The organism is Deinococcus cellulosilyticus NBRC 106333 = KACC 11606 (genome assembly GCF_007990775.1).
Classification (GTDB): domain Bacteria; phylum Deinococcota; class Deinococci; order Deinococcales; family Deinococcaceae; genus Deinococcus_C; species Deinococcus_C cellulosilyticus.
On sequence record NZ_BJXB01000055.1, the window covers coordinates 1 to 18,953 of the forward strand.

8 protein-coding genes and 1 pseudogene are annotated in these 18,953 nt (G+C 52.5%); all 9 read left to right on the forward strand.

Features of this window, described 5'->3' with window-relative positions:
- Positions 1-99 precede the first annotated feature (99 nt).
- Positions 100-396, forward strand: a pseudogene (locus tag DC3_RS30200) (SMI1/KNR4 family protein); the annotation flags it as partial.
- Positions 397-398: 2 nt separating this feature from the next.
- Positions 399-626, forward strand: a complete 228-nt coding sequence (locus DC3_RS29865) for a hypothetical protein (RefSeq protein ID WP_246130836.1) — start codon at positions 399-401, stop codon at positions 624-626.
- 354 nt (positions 627-980) lie between these two features.
- Complete coding sequence (locus tag DC3_RS27995) at positions 981-1,454, forward strand: hypothetical protein (RefSeq protein WP_146891841.1); 474 nt, start codon at positions 981-983, stop codon at positions 1,452-1,454.
- Positions 1,451-2,602, forward strand: coding sequence for an Ig-like domain-containing protein (locus DC3_RS28000; protein WP_146891844.1), 1,152 nt, complete (start codon positions 1,451-1,453; stop codon positions 2,600-2,602). The genes DC3_RS27995 and DC3_RS28000 overlap by 4 nt, the downstream gene beginning before the upstream one ends.
- A 1-nt stretch (position 2,603) precedes the next feature.
- The gene (locus DC3_RS28005) at positions 2,604-4,622 is read left to right on the forward strand and encodes a S8 family peptidase (protein WP_146891847.1); all 2,019 of its coding nucleotides are present in this window, start codon (positions 2,604-2,606) and stop codon (positions 4,620-4,622) included.
- Positions 4,623-4,632: 10 nt separating this feature from the next.
- The gene (locus DC3_RS28010) at positions 4,633-5,850 is read left to right on the forward strand and encodes a type II secretion system protein GspD (protein WP_146891850.1); all 1,218 of its coding nucleotides are present in this window, start codon (positions 4,633-4,635) and stop codon (positions 5,848-5,850) included.
- Entirely contained in the window at positions 5,850-6,311 is a 462-nt protein-coding gene (locus DC3_RS28015; protein ID WP_146891852.1) for a hypothetical protein, read from the forward strand. The genes DC3_RS28010 and DC3_RS28015 overlap by 1 nt, the downstream gene beginning before the upstream one ends.
- 40 nt (positions 6,312-6,351) lie before the next feature.
- The gene (locus tag DC3_RS28020) at positions 6,352-18,123 is read left to right on the forward strand and encodes an RHS repeat domain-containing protein (RefSeq protein ID WP_146891855.1); all 11,772 of its coding nucleotides are present in this window, start codon (positions 6,352-6,354) and stop codon (positions 18,121-18,123) included.
- A gap of 11 nt (positions 18,124-18,134) precedes the next feature.
- Complete coding sequence (locus DC3_RS28025; protein WP_146891858.1) at positions 18,135-18,743, forward strand: hypothetical protein; 609 nt, start codon at positions 18,135-18,137, stop codon at positions 18,741-18,743.
- Positions 18,744-18,953 lie beyond the last annotated feature (210 nt).

An 18,953-nucleotide genomic window follows, 5' to 3' on the forward strand; every position in this document is an offset into this window, starting at 1 on the left:
AGGTCAGAAGGCCGCCCGTCAGTGGCTGGATGGAGGGACCACCGACCAGTTGCAGCGTCTGCTGGTGCCCTGCCCCGACAGCTGGCTGCAGGCCACCCCATGCTGAGTCCAGAACTCCTCCAGCGGGTGAAAGAGCGTGCCCGGGACCCTTACCAGGCCACGGACGCCAACAAGTCACCCCATGCCACCCCCCCTTTTCGCAGAGTCGCCTTCCCACCGGTCACCCCTGAGCAAATCGTCGAGGCCGAACGGTTGCTGGGCTTTCCCTTGCCGGAAACCCTCAAGCAACTCTACCTGGAGGTGGGAGACGGAGGCTTCGGTCCGGGTTACGGTCTGGACCGGCTTCTGTACGAACCCTGGCCGAACTCAGCCGGATCGGTGGTGCACGGGCACCTGCAATGGGACAAAAGCTACTGGCCTGCACACCTGCTGTCTTTTTGCGACTGGGGGTGCAGCCTTTTTCCTTCATTGACCTGCACACGGGCCGGGTGGGCATCGTGGACCTGTCCTGCAGCCCGGAAGAACCCTATGACCATGCCTTGGAGTGGACCAGCCACTCGTTGGAAGAGTGGATGGAAGGCTGGATGAACGGGGAGAACATGGGTTTCAATTACCCCGACCTGTGAGCATCCAGAACCATGCTGAACCACAATGACGTCAGAACGTGTACAGTTTGTGGTCGCGATTTGCACATGGACTGTAAGAAGAAAGGGAGCATTTGTGGGCCAGTGACTCAACATCTTCAGCATTGGCAAATGCTGTTGTCGAAACCATTCACGCTTCTGAGCCCGTAAGTGCTGGACCCTGTTGTATGGGTGTGCTCTTCATCCTTAAAATCTGAGTTGGAAATGAATGGCAGCTAAATGCTACATTAGAAAACGGTGAATCGAATGTATCGAATGAAATGGCTCAGTATGCTGATGTTCCTTGTTTTCCCCATGGGACAAGCCACCCCCCTGAAGGCCTTGTTTTTCGGTGAAATGCCTGCCGTAAACACAGGAACCCTCTACAACCATACCCGCCAGGGTGCCCTCACCCCGCTCTCTGTCCCCACTGAATTTCAGGAAGGACTCTTGACGCTCACCTTGCCAGATGATCCATCCACAGAAGCCTCTCCCATCAATTTGCTCGATGTTGCGGATCAATGCCAGTTTCAGGGTCAGGGTCAACTTTCCTATCCCCTTCACCTGTTTGGGGCGTTCAAGTCTGGTGAGAAACTTTACGAGCTCAGGAGTGCCAACAGCGCCCAGGCGGTGGAACTGGTCTACAGCCCCAACAGTCACTCCATTGAAGGCCGACTGTCCTGTGAAGGTTTCAACCTGACCATCAGCACCCAATTCAAGACAGGCTGGAACCTGCTGACCCTTGAAGAAACTCAGGGTGAAGCTGGCAGTGAGCTGACCCAGAGAACACTTCCCTTCAACACCCTGCTGGTGTGGACCGTGAAACCATGACCAGACCCAGAACCCTGCTCATGGCTGGAACATTGCTGGCTCTGATGGCCTGCCAGAATGCGGACCGCATGCCGCCCAAGATCGCGATCACTGCCCCGGCCTTCAACAGCAACGTCACTGGAGTCACCCCTGTCCAGATCACCGCATCCGATGACTCTGGAATCAACAAGGTTCGACTTTACGCAAGGCAGCGTGGAAGCACCATGAAAGGCGTGCAGGTTGGGGTGGCCGATCAGGAACCCTACGTGGTGGCCTGGAACACCACCAACATCCCCAACAACTCAGACGCAGAAATTTACGCTGAAGCCCAGGACAACAGTGGTGAAGTGGGGGTCTCCGATCCTGTGCCCCTCAAAAACAACAACCAGAACGCACCCACCTTGAATTACTTTGCGGCTTACACGCTTCCCACACGCACCCAGGTCAATGCCAATGGATTGAACATCAAAAAACAAATGGGAGACAGCATTTCTTTTTCTCAACCTGACCTCGCAGATTTGCAACCGCCACCAACAAAGGTGAAAAATGCAGCCAAGTCCAGCATTCAGGCACAGGCCGAAAACAACGATTATTTTTTTGAATGGAACTGGAAGGCCCACACCCAGAGCAGCAAGTATGACCTTTACCTCAGTGCAGGAGACGCGGTGGGACCATTCGAGCAGGTTGACGCTGAAACCAGCAATGCCGAAGCTGGCACCAACCTCAAAACCAACCGGCATTACACCGGAGCGGTGGATGCACAAAAGACCTTTTATGGCATGATTGTGGCGAACACCAATCAGGGAGAAAGTCCCCTTTCTAACGCAGGTGCCACCCAGTTTCTGCTGGAACGACCCAGCAACCTCAGCCCTGTGAACAATGCCATTGTTTCTGGGGGCAGGCCTAAAATCACCTGGCAAGGGGTTCAGGGGGTGGATGGGTACGTGTTTTACCTGTATGACAAGAACCCTCTCACCGAAGGCTCAACAGCCAAACGCCTGTGGACCAATTCACCTCAGACCATTGCGGGCACCGAAGCCGTGTACCCGGATGCGCTTCCCGCCCTGAGCACCGGAACGTACTACTGGTGGGTGGCCGGGGTGAAATTCGTCAAAAAGCAAGCGGTCGCTTTGACCTACAGCAACCCCACTCGCATCCTGGTGCAATGACATGCGTGCCGGATTGCTTTTTGCACTGACCGTCCTGATGACCGCCTGTGGGGTCACGCCACCCGTCATTGATTACAAACTCACCCAGGTGATTCCAGCAGTGGCCGCACCAGGTGAAACCATTCAGGTGTTCGGGGTGTTCCCCGAACACCCCCAGGTGACCCTGGACGACCTTCCAGTGATTGCAGAGCCAGTCAACCGGAACAGTTTCAAGGTGAAATTGCCTGTGGATCAGGTGGCAGGGCTGAAAGTCCTCAGGCTCAAAGGAATCACCGGAGGAGCCACCTTCAATGTGCAACCCTCCATTCGGGCGGTGCGGTGGGAGTCGGGCACCCTGGTGATTGATGCCCTCGGCTGGAACGCCACCTCCAATCCAGAACTCCTCATGGACGAGGTGCTGCTGCCGGTGGAGAAAACCAGTGGTGCCTTGCGTTACACCTTCAAGCAACACCCTGGCTTTGGCGTGCACCAATTGAAACTGCAAGTCAACAACCAAAGCAGCAACATGCACCCCTGGGACCTGCAGGCCGCCAGACTGAAAGGTCAGGTTCTGCTGGACGGGCAGCAGCCCTCTGCTGTGATGAAGCAGAACCTGACAGTAAACGTTCCAAACCACAGAACCCTGGCCGTGAAACCAGAACACTGTGCCCTCCCGAATTTCCCGGGACTGATGGAAGAGAAGGTTTACCCTGAATTTCAGGCCCGTCGTCTCAGCTTTCAAAATCAGGAGCAGGCTGAATCTGCTCGCCTGGTCCTCCAGGCTGATCCCTGTGTGAGCCATGTGGTTTTCGATGACCACTTGCACGTGGACAGCGATCAACCCCCCATCAAACCAACCAACGCCACCCAATGGTTCTGGAAAGCCCTCGGGGTGGAAGAGGTGCCACCTGAGGGAGGAAAAGGGGTGGTTGTGGCCGTCATTGACACCGGGGTGTTCCCACACCCGGAGTTCTCTGACCGGCTGCTTCCTGGTTACGATTTCCTGGACGAGGACAGCAATCCCACCGACACCTCCGGGCACGGCACCCACGTGACGGGACTCATCGCAGCGGCAAAGCAACTAAAATCCGCCGCCCCACAAGTGCACATCTTGCCTGTGCGGGTGATTGGCAAAGGGCAAGCGGGCAGCAACCTCGACCTGGCCCGTGCTTTGCTGTACGCTGTGAACGCCCTCCCGTCTCACCCCAATCCTCACCCGGCGGACATCATCAACCTGAGTCTGGGCAACCCTTCAGACAGCCCTGAGTTGAGAAGCGCCATCGACACGGTGCTCTCCAGAGGAGCCCTGGTGGTGGCAGCCACTGGAAACGATGGAGGAAGCCTGAACTACCCTGCTGCTTATCCCGGGGTGGTGGCCGTCACCAGCGTGTCTGGCCCCACTGGAATCTACCAGCCTGCCTATGCGAACCGAGGTTGGGGCACCCAGATCAGTGCCTTCGGCGGGGACACATCGGTGGACCGGGACAAGGATGGCAACATGGACGGCATCCTCTCAACGGACATCGAACAGGTTTTGATTGGGGATCAGCTGCAGTATCAACCCACCTTCAGCCTGAAGCAGGGGACCAGCATGGCCACCCCGCAGGTCAGCAGCATTGCAGCCGCTTTGCTGTCCAGTGGAACCCCACACACCCTCCTGAAAACCACCTTACTGAACACCGCCACCGACCTGGGAGGCACCTGGGGTTTCGACCTGCAGTACGGGGCTGGCTTGGTTCACTTCACCCCTGGCTTGAAAACAGCAAGGGTGTACGTGGTGGTTCGGGATGCCCAAAACAAAATGCTCGCCTGGACCGTCTCTCAAGAGGGTTCGTTTGTTCTGGGGAGTCTCCCAGCGCAGCAGGACTTGCGAGTGCAGGCCTACCTGGATGCTGATGGAGACGGCTGGGTGAATGAGGCAGGAGAAATGGCTTCTTCCACCCAGCAGGTGTTTCTCAATCCGAAAGTGGAAACCGTGTTGCCTGAAGTTTTTCAATTGAAGCCCATCATGGATGCACAACCCATGAAATTGCAGGAATAAAGGAAGCCAAATGCCGAAGTTCAACCCCCCCCGATCCACCAGAACCCTGCTCCTCACCTTGCTCTCTCTTGGACTGAGCATGGGTCTGGCTGCCCCCATCACCATGGAAGTCTTGCCGGATCACACCACAGTGGTGGTGAGCAGCACCGAACGCATCCAGTACCTGGTGGACCCCCAGGCACACACCGTGATCCTCAAAGACACCCAGTTGGTGGGAGAAGTCCAACTCCCGGAAGGCATGCAGGTGAAGTCGAGCGAAAAGGACACGGTTCTCCTGGTGCCCAACACCTATCAGTACGCCCTTTCGGTCAACACCCAGTACCTGTTTCTCACCTTGAAAACCGATCCCATCAAACAGGTGGATGACCGTGCCCCGCTGTTTGTACCCCTGGAGAACGCCAACCCATCTCAGGTCGCTGCGCTGCTGCAAGGCATGTACAACAACATCAAAATTCAGGTGGATGACCGCAACCGTGCCCTGTGGATCGTGGTGAACCCCCAGGACCGTGAACTGATCACCAAAATCATCAAACAGATGGATCAGCCCAGACCTCAGGTGTTGTTTGAGGCAGAAATCCTCACGGTCAATCAAAGCCTCAGTGAGAAACTCGGCATCAAGTACCAACGGATGTTTGATTTTCAACTCAAAGAAGGCGAGCCCCCCAGCCTCTTCCAATTCGGGAAGTTCGTCCGCACCGCCATCAACCCCCTGGGCGGATTCAACTTCTCAGTCAGTTTCCTGAAAGACAACCTTGCCGCTAAGGTGCTCGCCCAGCCCAGGGTGGCCACCATTGACGGTCAGGAAGCCCGCATCAACAGCACCCAGAACATTCCCATCTTGCTGGGCGATAAAAACGGCACCACCACCCTGGCCAACCAGACCACCGGGATCACCATGCGTTTCCTGCCGAAAGTCTCACCCAGCGGCATGATCGAGGCGAACGTGAACATCAATGTCAGCTTGCCTTCTGGTCAGACCGAGCAGGGCATCATCACATACTCTTCCAGGGAGGCCAGCACCACCATCCGGGTGCAGAACGGTGAACCCATTGTCATCGCGGGCCTTTTGGAAAACAAAACCACCACAGAAGTCAACAAAATTCCGATTCTCAGTGACATCCCGTTGATCGGGGGTCTGTTCCAGCACCGTTTCACCAGTGAAACCACCAGCGATCTGATCATCATTGTCACCCCACGCATCATCCAGCCTCCCGTGAAGGAACCCTGATGAAGTCTGTGGTTTTGTGGTTGGTGCTGCTCTTGATGGTGGCCTGTGCACCCCGGGCACAAAATGCCGGAGCGCTGGAGCCCACTGTGAAAGAAGTGCAACCCCTCACCCTGGAGGCATTGCCTGAGGCGGCAACAACAGAATTGTTGCAGGCCGCCCAGGCAGTCCTGCAGGGCCTGCAAATCACGGTTCGGCAGGTGACTGGCAAGCAATACAGAGGGCAGGACAGCGAAGCGTTCGTCCGCATGGTGGACCGATTTTACGCCGAACATCCCGGGTACTGTCCGCTGGAAGAAGCTTTTTACTTCACCAATCTGCCTTCGGTGTACCTCACAGTCACTGCAAAAGGAAACCAGGTTGCAGTGTTCATTTACGACCAGCGCAACCGCCCCCAAATTCAGGCGGTGGTGGCTGAGGGCACCATGCCCAACGCGCCCGTGGTGACGGTGTGTGCAAGCTGACCCCTTTCCAAGACATTCCACGTGTTTTAAGGAGAAATGAATGAAATTTCAGCAAAAACTCTCTCTGGGCCTGGCGGTTCTCTATTTGAGTGGGCAGTTTGCGCCATTTGCACTTGCTGCGCCGGACCTCATCAGCAAGGTGGGTGCGGGGGCCTCCAGGATTCCCCTGGCTGCCATGTCGTTCGATGCACCGGGCTTTGGTGAACTGGGGGACGCCATCAACCTCGCCACCGGAAACGTGTTCCTGCAGGTGGGGGAACTCAACTGGAACAACCAGACCAACACCAAAGTCAATGGAACCACAGTGGATTCCCTGGACCTGCTGAAAAGCGGTTACGGCTGGAACCACAACCCGCGTCTTCGCCTCACCCTGGGAGACGGTCAGGCCTTCACGCGCTTCCAGAACCTGCTGGACCCCCTGGTGCTCAACAACGCCAACACCCGCACCCTTTACCTGGACAGTGGAGCCGGAGACAGAACTGCCTTCAAATACCAGGACCCGGCCACCCTGGGTGAAGTTCCCTCGTGGATTGAACGGTACAAGAACCTGGATGCAACCAGCGTCAAGTACTACCGCATCGAACAACTCAACCCCACAGAAGCCTACCAGGAAGAATGGATTGTGGTGGTGAAGGTGCTGGAAGGCTCCACTCCAAGGGTGGTGGCCCACCATTACTCCCCAGAAGGGAACCGCAGCACCTTCTACAAAGATGGGGCTTACATTGACTACCAGCAGTCCCTGGACCAGCAGTATGCAGGAGCCACTGCCAGCACACAAGACCCTGATGGCATTCTCGGGGTCGCTCCCAGAACCCAGATCACTTACAGTGACCTGGATGCGCAGAGCCAGAGCACCACAGGACGCATCAGCAAAGTTATTGATGCACAAAACCGCACTGTCGATTATGTGTGGGAGAACAACCAGCGCATCAAGACCATCAACTACCCGGGTTCTCGCACGGTGGAGTTTTTGTACAGCGGTGACAACCTCACCACCGTCATCTTCAAAGCCAAAAGCAGTGCCAGCAGCACCCAGGACCTCAGTCGCACCTACAAATTCGACTATTACCTGGTCAACGACACCTACCCTGGGTCCACCACCAGATACAACCAGGTGCTGTTGAAATCGGTGGAACGTGAAATCACCACCTCTGGCGGCACAAACACCGCCTCTGGCGGCACGAACATCGCGCCGTCCACCTGGACGAACAGCTCTGCATACCTGAAAACCACCTACACCTATCAGCTGGTGAACAGCCTTCCTTACATCAAAACAGTGGAGACCCCTGGCGAAGCCACCATCAATTACGACTTCAAGTCCACAGTGACCCTGACCGATGGAAGCACTGGATCCACAGTCAAAGTCACCCAGGGCATCAAGGAAAGCACCTACGAGTACGATCAGGCAGGTCGTCTGGTGCACCGCGAAGAAAAAGTCACTGCAACCCCTTCGCTGTTCCCAGGGAAGTATCCCACATTCGCGGATCGGTACCTGAAATGGGACTACAGGTACTACAAAAACGGCCTGCTTGCCCTCACCCTGGAACCCAGTGAGGATGCACACTACCGCAAAGCCACCCACCTGATTTACGACTCCAGGGGACGTCTGGTTCGCACAGAGGTGTTCAAGGAAAACCCTTACGACCCCAGGTACCAGGCGAAAGTCAAACTGATCATCGACTCGGCGGCACGTCAGGAGTACGGTTATGGTGAGGTCCTAGCCATCAAGGCCCTCACCGTGAATGACGCCAAAGGGGTCGATGCCAGACTGAGTGTCCTCAACGCACCTGACCTCACCAACGCTGCTTTGCTCAAAGACGGAATATGCAGTCCGGTTCGGGGACAGGACCCCTCCTACAAACTGTGTGGTTACACGGGACTCCCCGTCATCAAAGAAACCACCCCGGCAGGCACCCCTGCACAGTTGCGGGAGTACTCAGTTGACCCTGCCAACGGCACCACCAACAACCAGAGTGAAGTGGTGATTGGCACCGGAGACGGGAAGCTTCCCCCCAAAGGAACGTACCGCGTTTCTTTTGATGGGAAAGCAGATCAGAACTTCCCTGTCGTTTTTGGAATGCAGGACACAGGCGGAACCCAGGTCACCCTCACCCCGGAATGGCGCACCTACAGCACCACCTTCAACTTTCAGGACCAACACACCCTCAAGCGCTTCTTTCAGGTGGTGGAGACCTCCTCCACCCTGACGCGCTGGTACTTGAGGAACATTCACGTGGATTACCTCGGTGCGGATCTGGGCAACACCAGCAGTGACCTGTTCTCCAATTTTGTTCCCAGTCAGGACCTTTCGGTCAGCGGCTGGTACCCGAACCTGCTGAAGCCCTCACTGCGATTCACCCAGGAGTCTGACGGTACGCTGGTGAACACCCTGAGCAGTGCGGATTTCAAGAATGCCCCCAATTATGATGCCACCAACCCGAGCCATTCGGCGTACCCGAACCGAAGTGGGATCTACATGGTCTACGGGAACACAACCCCGCCATACGTCAGGCCGGGCTACTATGAGTTGTCTTTTGAAGGGAAACTGGCAGATACGGCAAAAGTCAACACCATGGACTTCAGTTACCAGTTTGTCACCGCGCAGAATCTCTTGCGCACACAGGCGCTCACCAAGAACTGGCAAAAATACGGTGAAGTTGTCAACGTGACCGGACCTTACACCAGTTACGGCTTTTTCTTCAGTGTGTTTGAGAATGTGGCGAGCAATCCCGAGTGGATGCTCAAAAACATCAAAGTGCGTTACCTTGGAACCTACCCTTCTGCTCAGACGAACCTGTTGCCCGGGCCGGACCTGACCAGCAGCAGTTTCAGTGGGGCTCTGGGCACCAGCAAACCCCTGATCGTCACCAGCACCACCGATATGGGGCTGGTCAACAACCTCGCGCCGGCAGACAACACGGCCAGAAACCAGAGTGGGGTGTCTTATCAGGTGAAAACGGATTACAATGCCGTTTCAGGCACCTCTGCCATCCAGCCTGGATGGTACCGGATCGGTTTCAATGCGCGGGTCAACAGCATGGATGCCAGCAAAACACTGGAGGTGTTTTACGGTCCCACCGCAGAGTTGATTCGCAGCGCATCCCTGAACAACAACTGGCAGTACTTTACGGGTGAATTCCAGCTGAACAACACCATCAAGTCCAGCAGCATCCTGCAGATCTTCGAGGAAACTGCCAGCAATCCAAGCTGGCAACTTGCCAACATCAGCGTGGAGTACCTCGGGGCCCAGGGGGTGCAAAACCTCCTGCCGACCAATGATTTGACCTCGCCTCTGTTTCTGGGTACGGATGCTCAGGCCAAAGATGTGCAAGGCACCAACACACCCCAGTACGGCAAAATCTACACCTTAAACAACTCAGGGCTGCGTTTCCAGAACCCAACCAAACGCTACCCTGGACGCTACCGGGTGTCTTTCGATGCGAAAACCACCACAGCGGGCAATTCTACGAACGTCAAATACGGGCTCAGCAGTGACCTGAACAAAAGCCAGGCAGTCACCGACACCTGGTCACGCCTGTCTTCGGTGTTTGAAGTCGGGCAGGAGACGGAATACCCCAAAGCCAGCACCATCGGGCAGGCCGTCCCGACTTTTGCAGACACGGGCGTTTTCTGGATGCAAAAAGACACGGCCACCCCCCTGCAGGTGGCCAATGTGACGGTGGAGTACCTGGATGGCGATGTGCTGCTGGTTCCCCTTCCGAAACAACGCTGGACGGGCTTCAATTATGTCGCTCAGAGTCTCTCTCGGACCGATCAGCAGAAGACCCTGCCGATCACTGTTCCCTCTCCCATCTCCGGGATCACCGCTCAACTGGTGGACACCCAGAACATGCTTGCCGGTTTTGACCTCCGCACGTCCGCCTGGGAAACCGACGACACCACCACCATCAGTGGGGTCAGGAAAGCCCAGATGCCCACTTACGGTTTCAACACCCTGTTCAATGGCAACGCCTGGCAGATCCGGCCCAATGCAGGGTACCGGATGCGCATGGGGGGCATCCTGTCTGCGGGACGCTACCGTCTGACTTTTGATGCCCGCACTGGATCAGGTCAAAACACCCTGTATTTCCGTCTGGGCCGTGGTGCCACGGCCAACACCACCTTCAACATCACCTCCACCCGTCAAACGTTCACGTACGACTTTGTGTTCAGCTCCCCTGTGGACACCCAGGGTTCCATCCTGGCTTTTGACACCCAGGGTGGAAACAGCTGGCTGCTGGGTGACCCCAAACTTCAGTACCTTGGCGCAACAACCGACGGAACCTTCAACACCACCCCCAAAGAAGTGGTGGTTTACGTGGTGCCTTCAGGCATTGAAGGCATGTTCAATCCCAAAGTGAAACTGAAAGCTTCACTGGGCATCCGCAACAACCTGGATGCCAGCAACAAGGCTTTCAACCTGACCACCATGGACCCCCAGATCACCTGGACGGCCTCCGGTGCTCCAGGAGGAACGATCACCAGCACGGGGAGTGAAACCACTTTTGTCCCCGCTCCGTGGAGCAGTGCACTGGCCGGCAAGGACGTGATTTACAACGTCACCGCCAACACCGGGCATGCCGACGCCGCTGAAGATGTCGTCAATGTTCGCGCAAAATATATGGCGATGACCGCTGTGACCCCAGAGTACTACCGGGGATCCAACAACTACTGGACTTGCGACAGCTGGTTTTTGTGGTGGTGCACTTCTGGTTCCACCAAAATCAATTTGCGGGTCTTCAAGCACAAACTGGACATCCGCAACCAGTTGCCCACCTGGCTGCCCAAGATCTCCTACCGGTCCAGCATCAGCAAGGCCAACTTCGGCTTCCAGTCCAAAGGAAGCGGCTGCTTTGTGATCCCCAACCCCAGTGAATACCCCAACGTCGACATCTGGGTAAAGTTGGAGAATTCGAATCCACCCCTGGAAATCAAGCTGGGACCACCCACGGCAGCTCAGACCGCGAAGGTCAGTGACACATATGGCGAAGGTGAGGAAGGCAATTGTTCCACTAGCAGCACCCTTCAAACCGGTGTAGCCATGGTATACGACGAACTGCAGCCTTACCCCCTGAGTGACATTCTGGTGTTCACCTCAGACGGTTCAGGTGGAGGGACCATTCAACCCGCATCCACAGGAAGTTGCATTGCCCAGGCCCCAAGGCCCATGCTGATCGCATCGAGAAAACCGAGCAGCCGACTGCTGATGGCTGTGGGATCCGGAATCACTATCCCAGGGCCAGGGGATGGTACGGGCGGTTGCGGATCAGGGGACGTCTACATGAAGGAGGAATCCACCTCATCCAGCCTGGGTTTCAGCAACCAGCTGGCCCTGGCCACCCAGGGAGGCCTTCGTGGAAGCAGCGTTTACGTTGCACCGGTCACCCCGGTGACCACCGACCGCACCCTGCAATGGGACACCCTGGCAGACTTCAGTGCAGAACCCCGCACCGACTACGAGCAACTCAACATCTCCAATTATGACGCCGACGGGAAACTCCTGTACTCCTGGCGTCCCGAACAGGCCGATGGTACCGAATCCAGCCAGGGGGTGGCCACCACCCACCATTACGGTTACGCAGAGACCACCGTGCAAAACCAGTGGTTCCGTAAAGTGAGCGGTTCAGTGTCGGCCGAACGCTGGAATTACACGCTGGCATCCATGAAAGGTTTGAACTTCAGTTCTGCTGATCCCAGTGTGCTGGGCATCGCCAACAACAATGCCGTTCGAAGTTATGTCAAAACCACCTTCAATGATGCAGGATTGGTGTCACAAATCGTTAAAGCAAGCAGCAATCCGGATGGCATCAGAACAAGCACACAGGATTTTGTTTACTTCGACAACAATGTTCCCACCAGCAACATGTACACCAATTGGATCAAAACCTCCACCGTCAAGGCCGTTGGAGTCGGTGACCTTGTGACCCAATATGAGTACGATGCCCTGGGCAACATCATCAAGGAAACCGAGGAAAAAGCACTGAATTCCAAGGTGGCGGTCACCACAGGGGAAGATGTCACCGTGAATGTGGTCACCACCAGAAAATTCAACGGATTTGGCCAGAAAGAACAGGAGTCTCTGTACACTGGAGATAGCCTGACTGCGGATGCTGCCTGGGTGTACTCAAGCAATGGCACTCCCATTCGCAGCTGGACTGGTACCGATAAAAATCTGGTGTATTACCATTACAACGCCAATGGCCAGAATGACATCACTGCTGCAGGGACACCCTCAACTGTACGGACTGTCATTACTCGCACCTTTGACCTCTTTGGCAACACCACCACTCAGGAAACCAATGGGTTCAAAGCTTCTACCACTTATGACAGCCTTGATCGACCCATCGAGGAAAAAAATCCTGATGGTGGCGGTTTCATCACCACCTACGATGCATATGGCAAGGAGAATTTCAAAGGCATGATTGACACTTCAGCCAAAGTGCTGAAGTCCACATCCACCTTCCGGGATGTGTTTGGGTTTGTGGTGGCAGAAACCACAAAAAGGTATGACCCAAGAGCGTCCACGGATCACGATGCAACCGTGGATTCCACCTACTTGCTTGACGGATATGGGCGCCCCATTCAAGAATCAACAGTTGCAGATGGTGAGACACTCATCACCCAGTACGCCTATGATGCTGTGGGGAACCTGCGTGCCAAACTCAGCCCTCAGGTCCATGTGTCTGGAACCAGCAGCCTCAAAGATGAACGTCGCCCCGTCATGGAAACCCTCTACGATGGAGCGAACCGCATTTACAAGCAAAGGATCTTACTAGAAGGAAGTGGCATTCAGGCCGCGAACATCATTCAGGCCAATCTGGACACCCCCACCCAGAGTGTCTTCCAGGGGACTGGTACTGATGTCCAGTGGGCCGAAACGCGGTTTGTCTATGACCACCTTGGACGTCAGGTGTCCAGTGTTGACCCCAATGGCTACATCACCAGCACTTACTATGACCTTCGTGACAACATTGTCCGCCAGGATCGTCAGGTGTGGCTCGCCACCCACAATGCTTCAGACGGTTACATGCCCACGGGCCAGAGCGCCAGCACACGTGTTGTGAGCTACCAGGGATATGATGCGTCGGGCCATGTTCTGGTCACCAAGGATCCACTGGGCTACCGTGCCACCAAAGTTTATGATTTGCTGGGCAACTTGATTGAAGAAAGAAACCACAGCAATGCCCTGATGGCCAGTTACACCTACACCGAAGATGGACTGCAAATTGCCAAGTTCATGCCTTCTCCCACCCTCAGCAGCCCACCCACCACAGCAACCACCACCAGCTCCACTGGGCAAATCATCAACAACATGGTGGCAGTGGAGGCCAAAGAATACGGATCAAGTCCACTCCCCGTCAAAACCATTGTGCCAACATCCACCTCTCCACTGTCGGTTTCTGGAACCACGGTTTCAGGGGGAACAGCAACCACCTACACGTACAACCATGCAGGTCTGCCTTTAACCACCTCCACCACTGCAGATGGCAAAACCACCACCGTGACCCAGACGTACGATGCCTTTGGGAACAACATTTCCACCATCAATGCAGATGGTTTCAAGACCACCTCAATTTATGATGCCGATGGGAAGATGCTCGAGAAGAAAGAGTGGGCCCGGGAAGGTTCAACCATTGACAGCAGTGCAGGCCTTTCAGCTGGATTCAACTACAAATACCAGTACGATGCTCTTGGTAGGCTGACATCCAAAGTCGAACGGGGTCTGGTGGTCAAATACGAATACAACAACCTGGGCAAGGTTGTTGCTGAAACCCGAGCAGTCAGAACCACCAGCACTGTGGTGCCTCCGAGGAAATACACCTACTACCGTCTGGATGGCAACAAAACAGCTGAAACCAGTTACGGAGCAGTCGTCACGGGGACCACAGGAAATGTTCCTTCTGGGGTGTCGTCAGGCAATCTGACCAAATATGTGCTGGATGCCACAGGAAACATCATCACTGAGACCTCGGTGGGCACCCGGTATGCATTGGGGAGTACCACCAACGATGGCATTCAGCAAAAAGAGTACACCAGCAATCAGGTGTACAACGGGCTGGGCCTTCGTGTCAAACGCTCTTTCGAGGGTGATGCGGACATATATGTTGGCCAGCAGGATGACTTTGGTAAGAAGAGCCGAACCCTCATCACGGTTGATGGCAACCCCTTCACCCAATACGACACGTTCTGGGTGTATGACGTGAGGGGACAGTTGAAAGAAAAATGGGATCAGGTCCCTGTGACAGACTCAGCTCAGATCACCAAACGCAATTATTTCAAGTACTCCTACAATGAGAACGGTCAGGAGACTCGCAACGAGCACGACTTGAGTGTGATCTTGTTCAATCCCTCTGCAGGGGTCAACAAAGAATTGAGCAACACAGCGGTCTTGCTGGCTGGCACCAAAGGGTCTGTTGACACCCTCTACAATGCTCGAGGGCAAATCCGACAGACCACAGTGTTTGACAGAAGCCCAAAAGGTTTGGACAGCACCGCCACAACCATTGATGGTCTTTATGAAACAGCAGGAATCTACAATTTAACCACTTACTCTTTCAATGGAGATGGAAGTCTCTCTAAACTGGAAGTCAAACGTGGAAACTCCTTGTCTGCTCTTGCACTCGTCGGAACCAAAACGTTCCAGTATGACGGACGAGGTCGGGAGATCCAGCAGGTGGACTCCAATGGTTCCCAGATGAAAGCCACAGCGATCGACCGTTACAACAATGCTGCTTATGTTACGGGTCAACTGGTGGATACAATCTCACCTGTTCAGAGTGGCATGTGGGGTAACAAGGAAATCACTATTACCACCCAATACAACGAAGGTGGAGCCACCTCTATTATCGCCACAGGCAAAGATATTAATAGTTTCAAGGTAACAAGTATACCTGCAGTAGGAGGATTAATATCTGAAATTAGGCAAGATTGGCGTTATGGTGACGAGAGTGAAGGTACAAGAAAATACTTCAAATACGATTCTGAAACAGGAAGTATTAAAGATGAGGTTTCACAATCTTTAATCGGTACTAAGTATTATTACTCCTATTGTCTTTATAAGTACAATTTTGAGACTAAAACTTTGGAATGCGAGACAAATTATTATAATGCACCTAAATATGGATTCTGGGCTAATCGTAAAGAATACAATTATGATGATTATAATCAATCTAACTCGAATTTTGTTACGAAGGGAGAGAAATTCGATATTTCTTATTATGAAAATACCAATTTACCGCAGAATTTTGATGACATAGTGACATTTATCAATAATAATAACAGTAAGGCGGAGAATAAGCGAAAAGAGTTTAAAACTTATTTTACGCAGGAGGGTTATGTTGCTCAAGAAGAACAGCCTTATTCCAGAGATGAAAAGATTACGGACAACAAGAAATATGGTTTAGATTCAAGAGGGAATCGAATCAACTTCTATTCTAATGACAATGCTGGTTTTATTAAACAGTATGATGCGGATCAAAAGATGAGTAGTTTTTCTCTGCAAAAAGGGTCTATCACTTACTGGAATCAATTTATTCATGATCCATTTGGAAATATGGTAATGAACAGCTCTGGAGGAATTAAACAGAGTCCTGAAGGGGCTCCAAGTCCTCAACATTACGTGATTCGTGACTTTACTTCCATTCACTACAGCGGCAATGAACCTCAATTTTCACGTCACCGCGAAGGGGAAATTGGATCAAAGTACAACCCAGAAGCGATCAAGCATTACTTCTTGTGGTTCTTCACAGGATTTGAAGGTGCAGTGGAATTTAAAGACACGTACAGCAAACCCGGAGAAAACAACCAGCAGTTCAAAGATGCGTTGTACTCTCTGGCTGACTCCCGAACAGACGTTGTGGCCTGGAGTGGGGTTGTCCCGTTCGATGCCGACACAAAGACCACCGATGACCTCAGGTTGCCTGCCAGCATCACTGATGAAATCGCTCCTCTGGAACTCATAGAACCTTCTGCCCCACGCTTGGAGAATCCATCTGACGACTTGACAAGCCCTGCATCTGGAGGCATGGCTACTCAAGGTCAAGTGGTCGGAACCTCTGGTGAAATGGACAATTCAGGCTTTGGCATTCGAATAGTGGGCACCCTGGGCACCCCTGGTGATGCTCCTGATGGGAATCTGGAGAGTGGTATTGAACCTCATCCTCAGACCGAAAGTGGATTTGGAGTGCGCTTCGACACCCTGACCCGCACACCTTCTGCATCCGTAGAGCAGGATCGCTTGCCTGACTCTGTGACTGGCACTGGTATTGAGCAACTGACCGTTGAGACAGACCCTTCCTGGAACTTCGGAGAGGATGACACAGAGTTGAAACCCCCAGTAGACACAGGTGCACCTGACCTTGGAACCACCCCTAGTGAGGACACCAGTGCACTCTTGCCACCAAAAGGTGGTGAAGGCGATATGGATCTTCCTGATCCAGGGGTGCCTGGCGCAAGTGATGGCATTTCTGGATTGCTGCCTCCAGGTGAACTTGAACCTGACTTGAGCATTAATCTTTTGGGGTTGAACGCACAGCAACAACAACTCTACGATTTTCTGAATTTGTTCAAAATTAAAGACACCATCATCATGGACTATCTCAATCTGCTTACCAAAATGGAGAGTGGAAAGGGCTTCAGTGACTCTGAGGCTGCACGCTCGGGTGAAGTGATGGCTGCCATCCTCATTGGATTGTCGCAAGACAAGAGTACGGCTGTATCAATGGTGCTGGCCACCAGGCAAATCAACAATTTTACGAATCTGTTTGAAGATCCCAATGAAAGGGTAGGCTTCAATCTGACTTTGATCAATGGAGTAATATCGGGTAAATTAACCCCCTATTTTGTGGAGAGTTTGGGTAGTCAAAGTTCTGATGCTCATGCGTTATTCTTCCCGTTGGGTTACAGTGGTTATAAATGGATGGCCAAGAACCTCTGGCCTTCAACCCTTTTCAAAAATGCGATATTTGGCAGCACTAAGCAGGGAATTATTGATCAGTTGGTTTATTATTCAACTTGCACGGTTATATGCTCTAGTGAAACCATTCATTCCCACATGCCGCCTGAGATGCAGGAAGTGGTGGACATGTTGGATGTTTTCGGGGCGACCTCACTGCTGATGGCAGCTGGCAAATCCACCATGGCATCACTAAAAGGTATATTGGATGATGCAAATCCTTTTGATATCGTTTATGTAACGAGACAAAACCTCCACTCACTTGGCTCCCTGGGTGCCCAGAGGGTCAGAGTTATTACACGTGATGGAGCGCCTTCTGGAGCCAAAGCTTTGTATGATCAGGCCAAGTATCTGGAAGAATTGTTGCCAGCAGGAAAAGCCAGAAATGGTACCACGGTCGTTGTTGTTCGTTTCATCAATGCAGAGGCCAATAAGTCAAAAACCCTCATTTTTATCAATTCTCCTGCATCCACAGGCAACATCAAATCAATGCCGAAACAGTGGCGTAGTCTTGGATTTGGAAAATTTGATTATGGAGGAGACGATGCAGGAAAAACCCTGGGGCAAATCTCGGGAGACGTCATTTGGGTAGGCCAACACGGAATGAAAACAGGAGTTGATACGCATGCCGAAGATGTGTTCCGCCAGTTTCTGGAAAGTGGAGCAGCAAAAGGATGGTATCCTGTTGAAGGAGGAGTATCGAAAAACATCTGTCAATGGAAGGGGTGCGATAAAGTCATCGGTGGATTAACTGTTGATGGACGCAACTTTGAATTCTGGGGAGATGGTTTCAATAAAGGCAATATTCCAAGTAAACCAACCACCACATACAGGGGTTTTTACTTGCCTAAGAAGTAAGAAGGAGTAAAATGGAACCAAAAAACATTCTTGTAGAACGTATGAGTGATCTCTTTGCCCTGGAAGGGGCAAAGAGATCACTCATACCATACTATCTTGGCAAAAAGTATTTAAATATTGAATATGAAGAGATATCTGAAATTCAGGAAGAAGTACGACATATGATTTCATTAATAGATCAATACTATTACGAAAAAAAGCAAATTGATAATATGTACTTTGAAAGAATTGAGCATTTGCTTCAACGGCTCCTTGATATGGGTCTTGAGGATACATTGCCGACCTATAGTGTTCTGATGATAAATGTGGCAATATCTATTATAACATCGAATGAGTCAGTATTGGATTTGGATGATCGTAACGAAGCACTTCGACATTTGATTGATAATTATGGTGGAATGATGCTACTACTTGACTATTTGCATAACTATAATGGAGAAGTCTTTGATTTATTATCATTGAGTCAACATAAGTTTGTATTTTACAACCATGAAAATGACTTTCTGGATAAATTATTAAATAAATTGACAGATTCAGAGTTCGAAGCATGTCTCCAGTACTGCCAGTCTCAAATCGAGAATGATAAATATGATACTGATAAAATAAAAAAGTACCTTTAGAATTTATGAATACTGCAGATATAATGTTGCGAAATTTATCAAGTCAATACATCATGTTTTGGATTTCATGTGATACCATACAGCTCAGGAATATCCTGAGCTGTTTATTTTGCGATAAGCCTTTTTTTCGTCTGTAAAAATCAGAAGCTAAAGTGCGTTTGAAAAGTGTCTGAGACGTAGAAAAATTGCATTTCAAATCAACCTGGCCAG

What these genes read in the sequence shown, in the direction of transcription:
- DC3_RS28015 (WP_146891852.1), top strand. Translation starts at nt 5,850, where the DNA reads ATGAAGTCTGTGGTTTTGTGGTTGGTGCTGCTCTTGATGGTGGCCTGT.
- DC3_RS28000 (WP_146891844.1), top strand. Translation starts at nt 1,451, where the DNA reads ATGACCAGACCCAGAACCCTGCTCATGGCTGGAACATTGCTGGCTCTG.
- DC3_RS28020 (WP_146891855.1), top strand. Translation starts at nt 6,352, where the DNA reads ATGAAATTTCAGCAAAAACTCTCTCTGGGCCTGGCGGTTCTCTATTTG.
- DC3_RS28005 (WP_146891847.1), top strand. Translation starts at nt 2,604, where the DNA reads ATGCGTGCCGGATTGCTTTTTGCACTGACCGTCCTGATGACCGCCTGT.
- DC3_RS28010 (WP_146891850.1), top strand. Translation starts at nt 4,633, where the DNA reads ATGCCGAAGTTCAACCCCCCCCGATCCACCAGAACCCTGCTCCTCACC.
- DC3_RS29865 (WP_246130836.1), top strand. Translation starts at nt 399, where the DNA reads ATGGGACAAAAGCTACTGGCCTGCACACCTGCTGTCTTTTTGCGACTG.
- DC3_RS28025 (WP_146891858.1), top strand. Translation starts at nt 18,135, where the DNA reads ATGGAACCAAAAAACATTCTTGTAGAACGTATGAGTGATCTCTTTGCC.
- DC3_RS27995 (WP_146891841.1), top strand. Translation starts at nt 981, where the DNA reads ATGCCTGCCGTAAACACAGGAACCCTCTACAACCATACCCGCCAGGGT.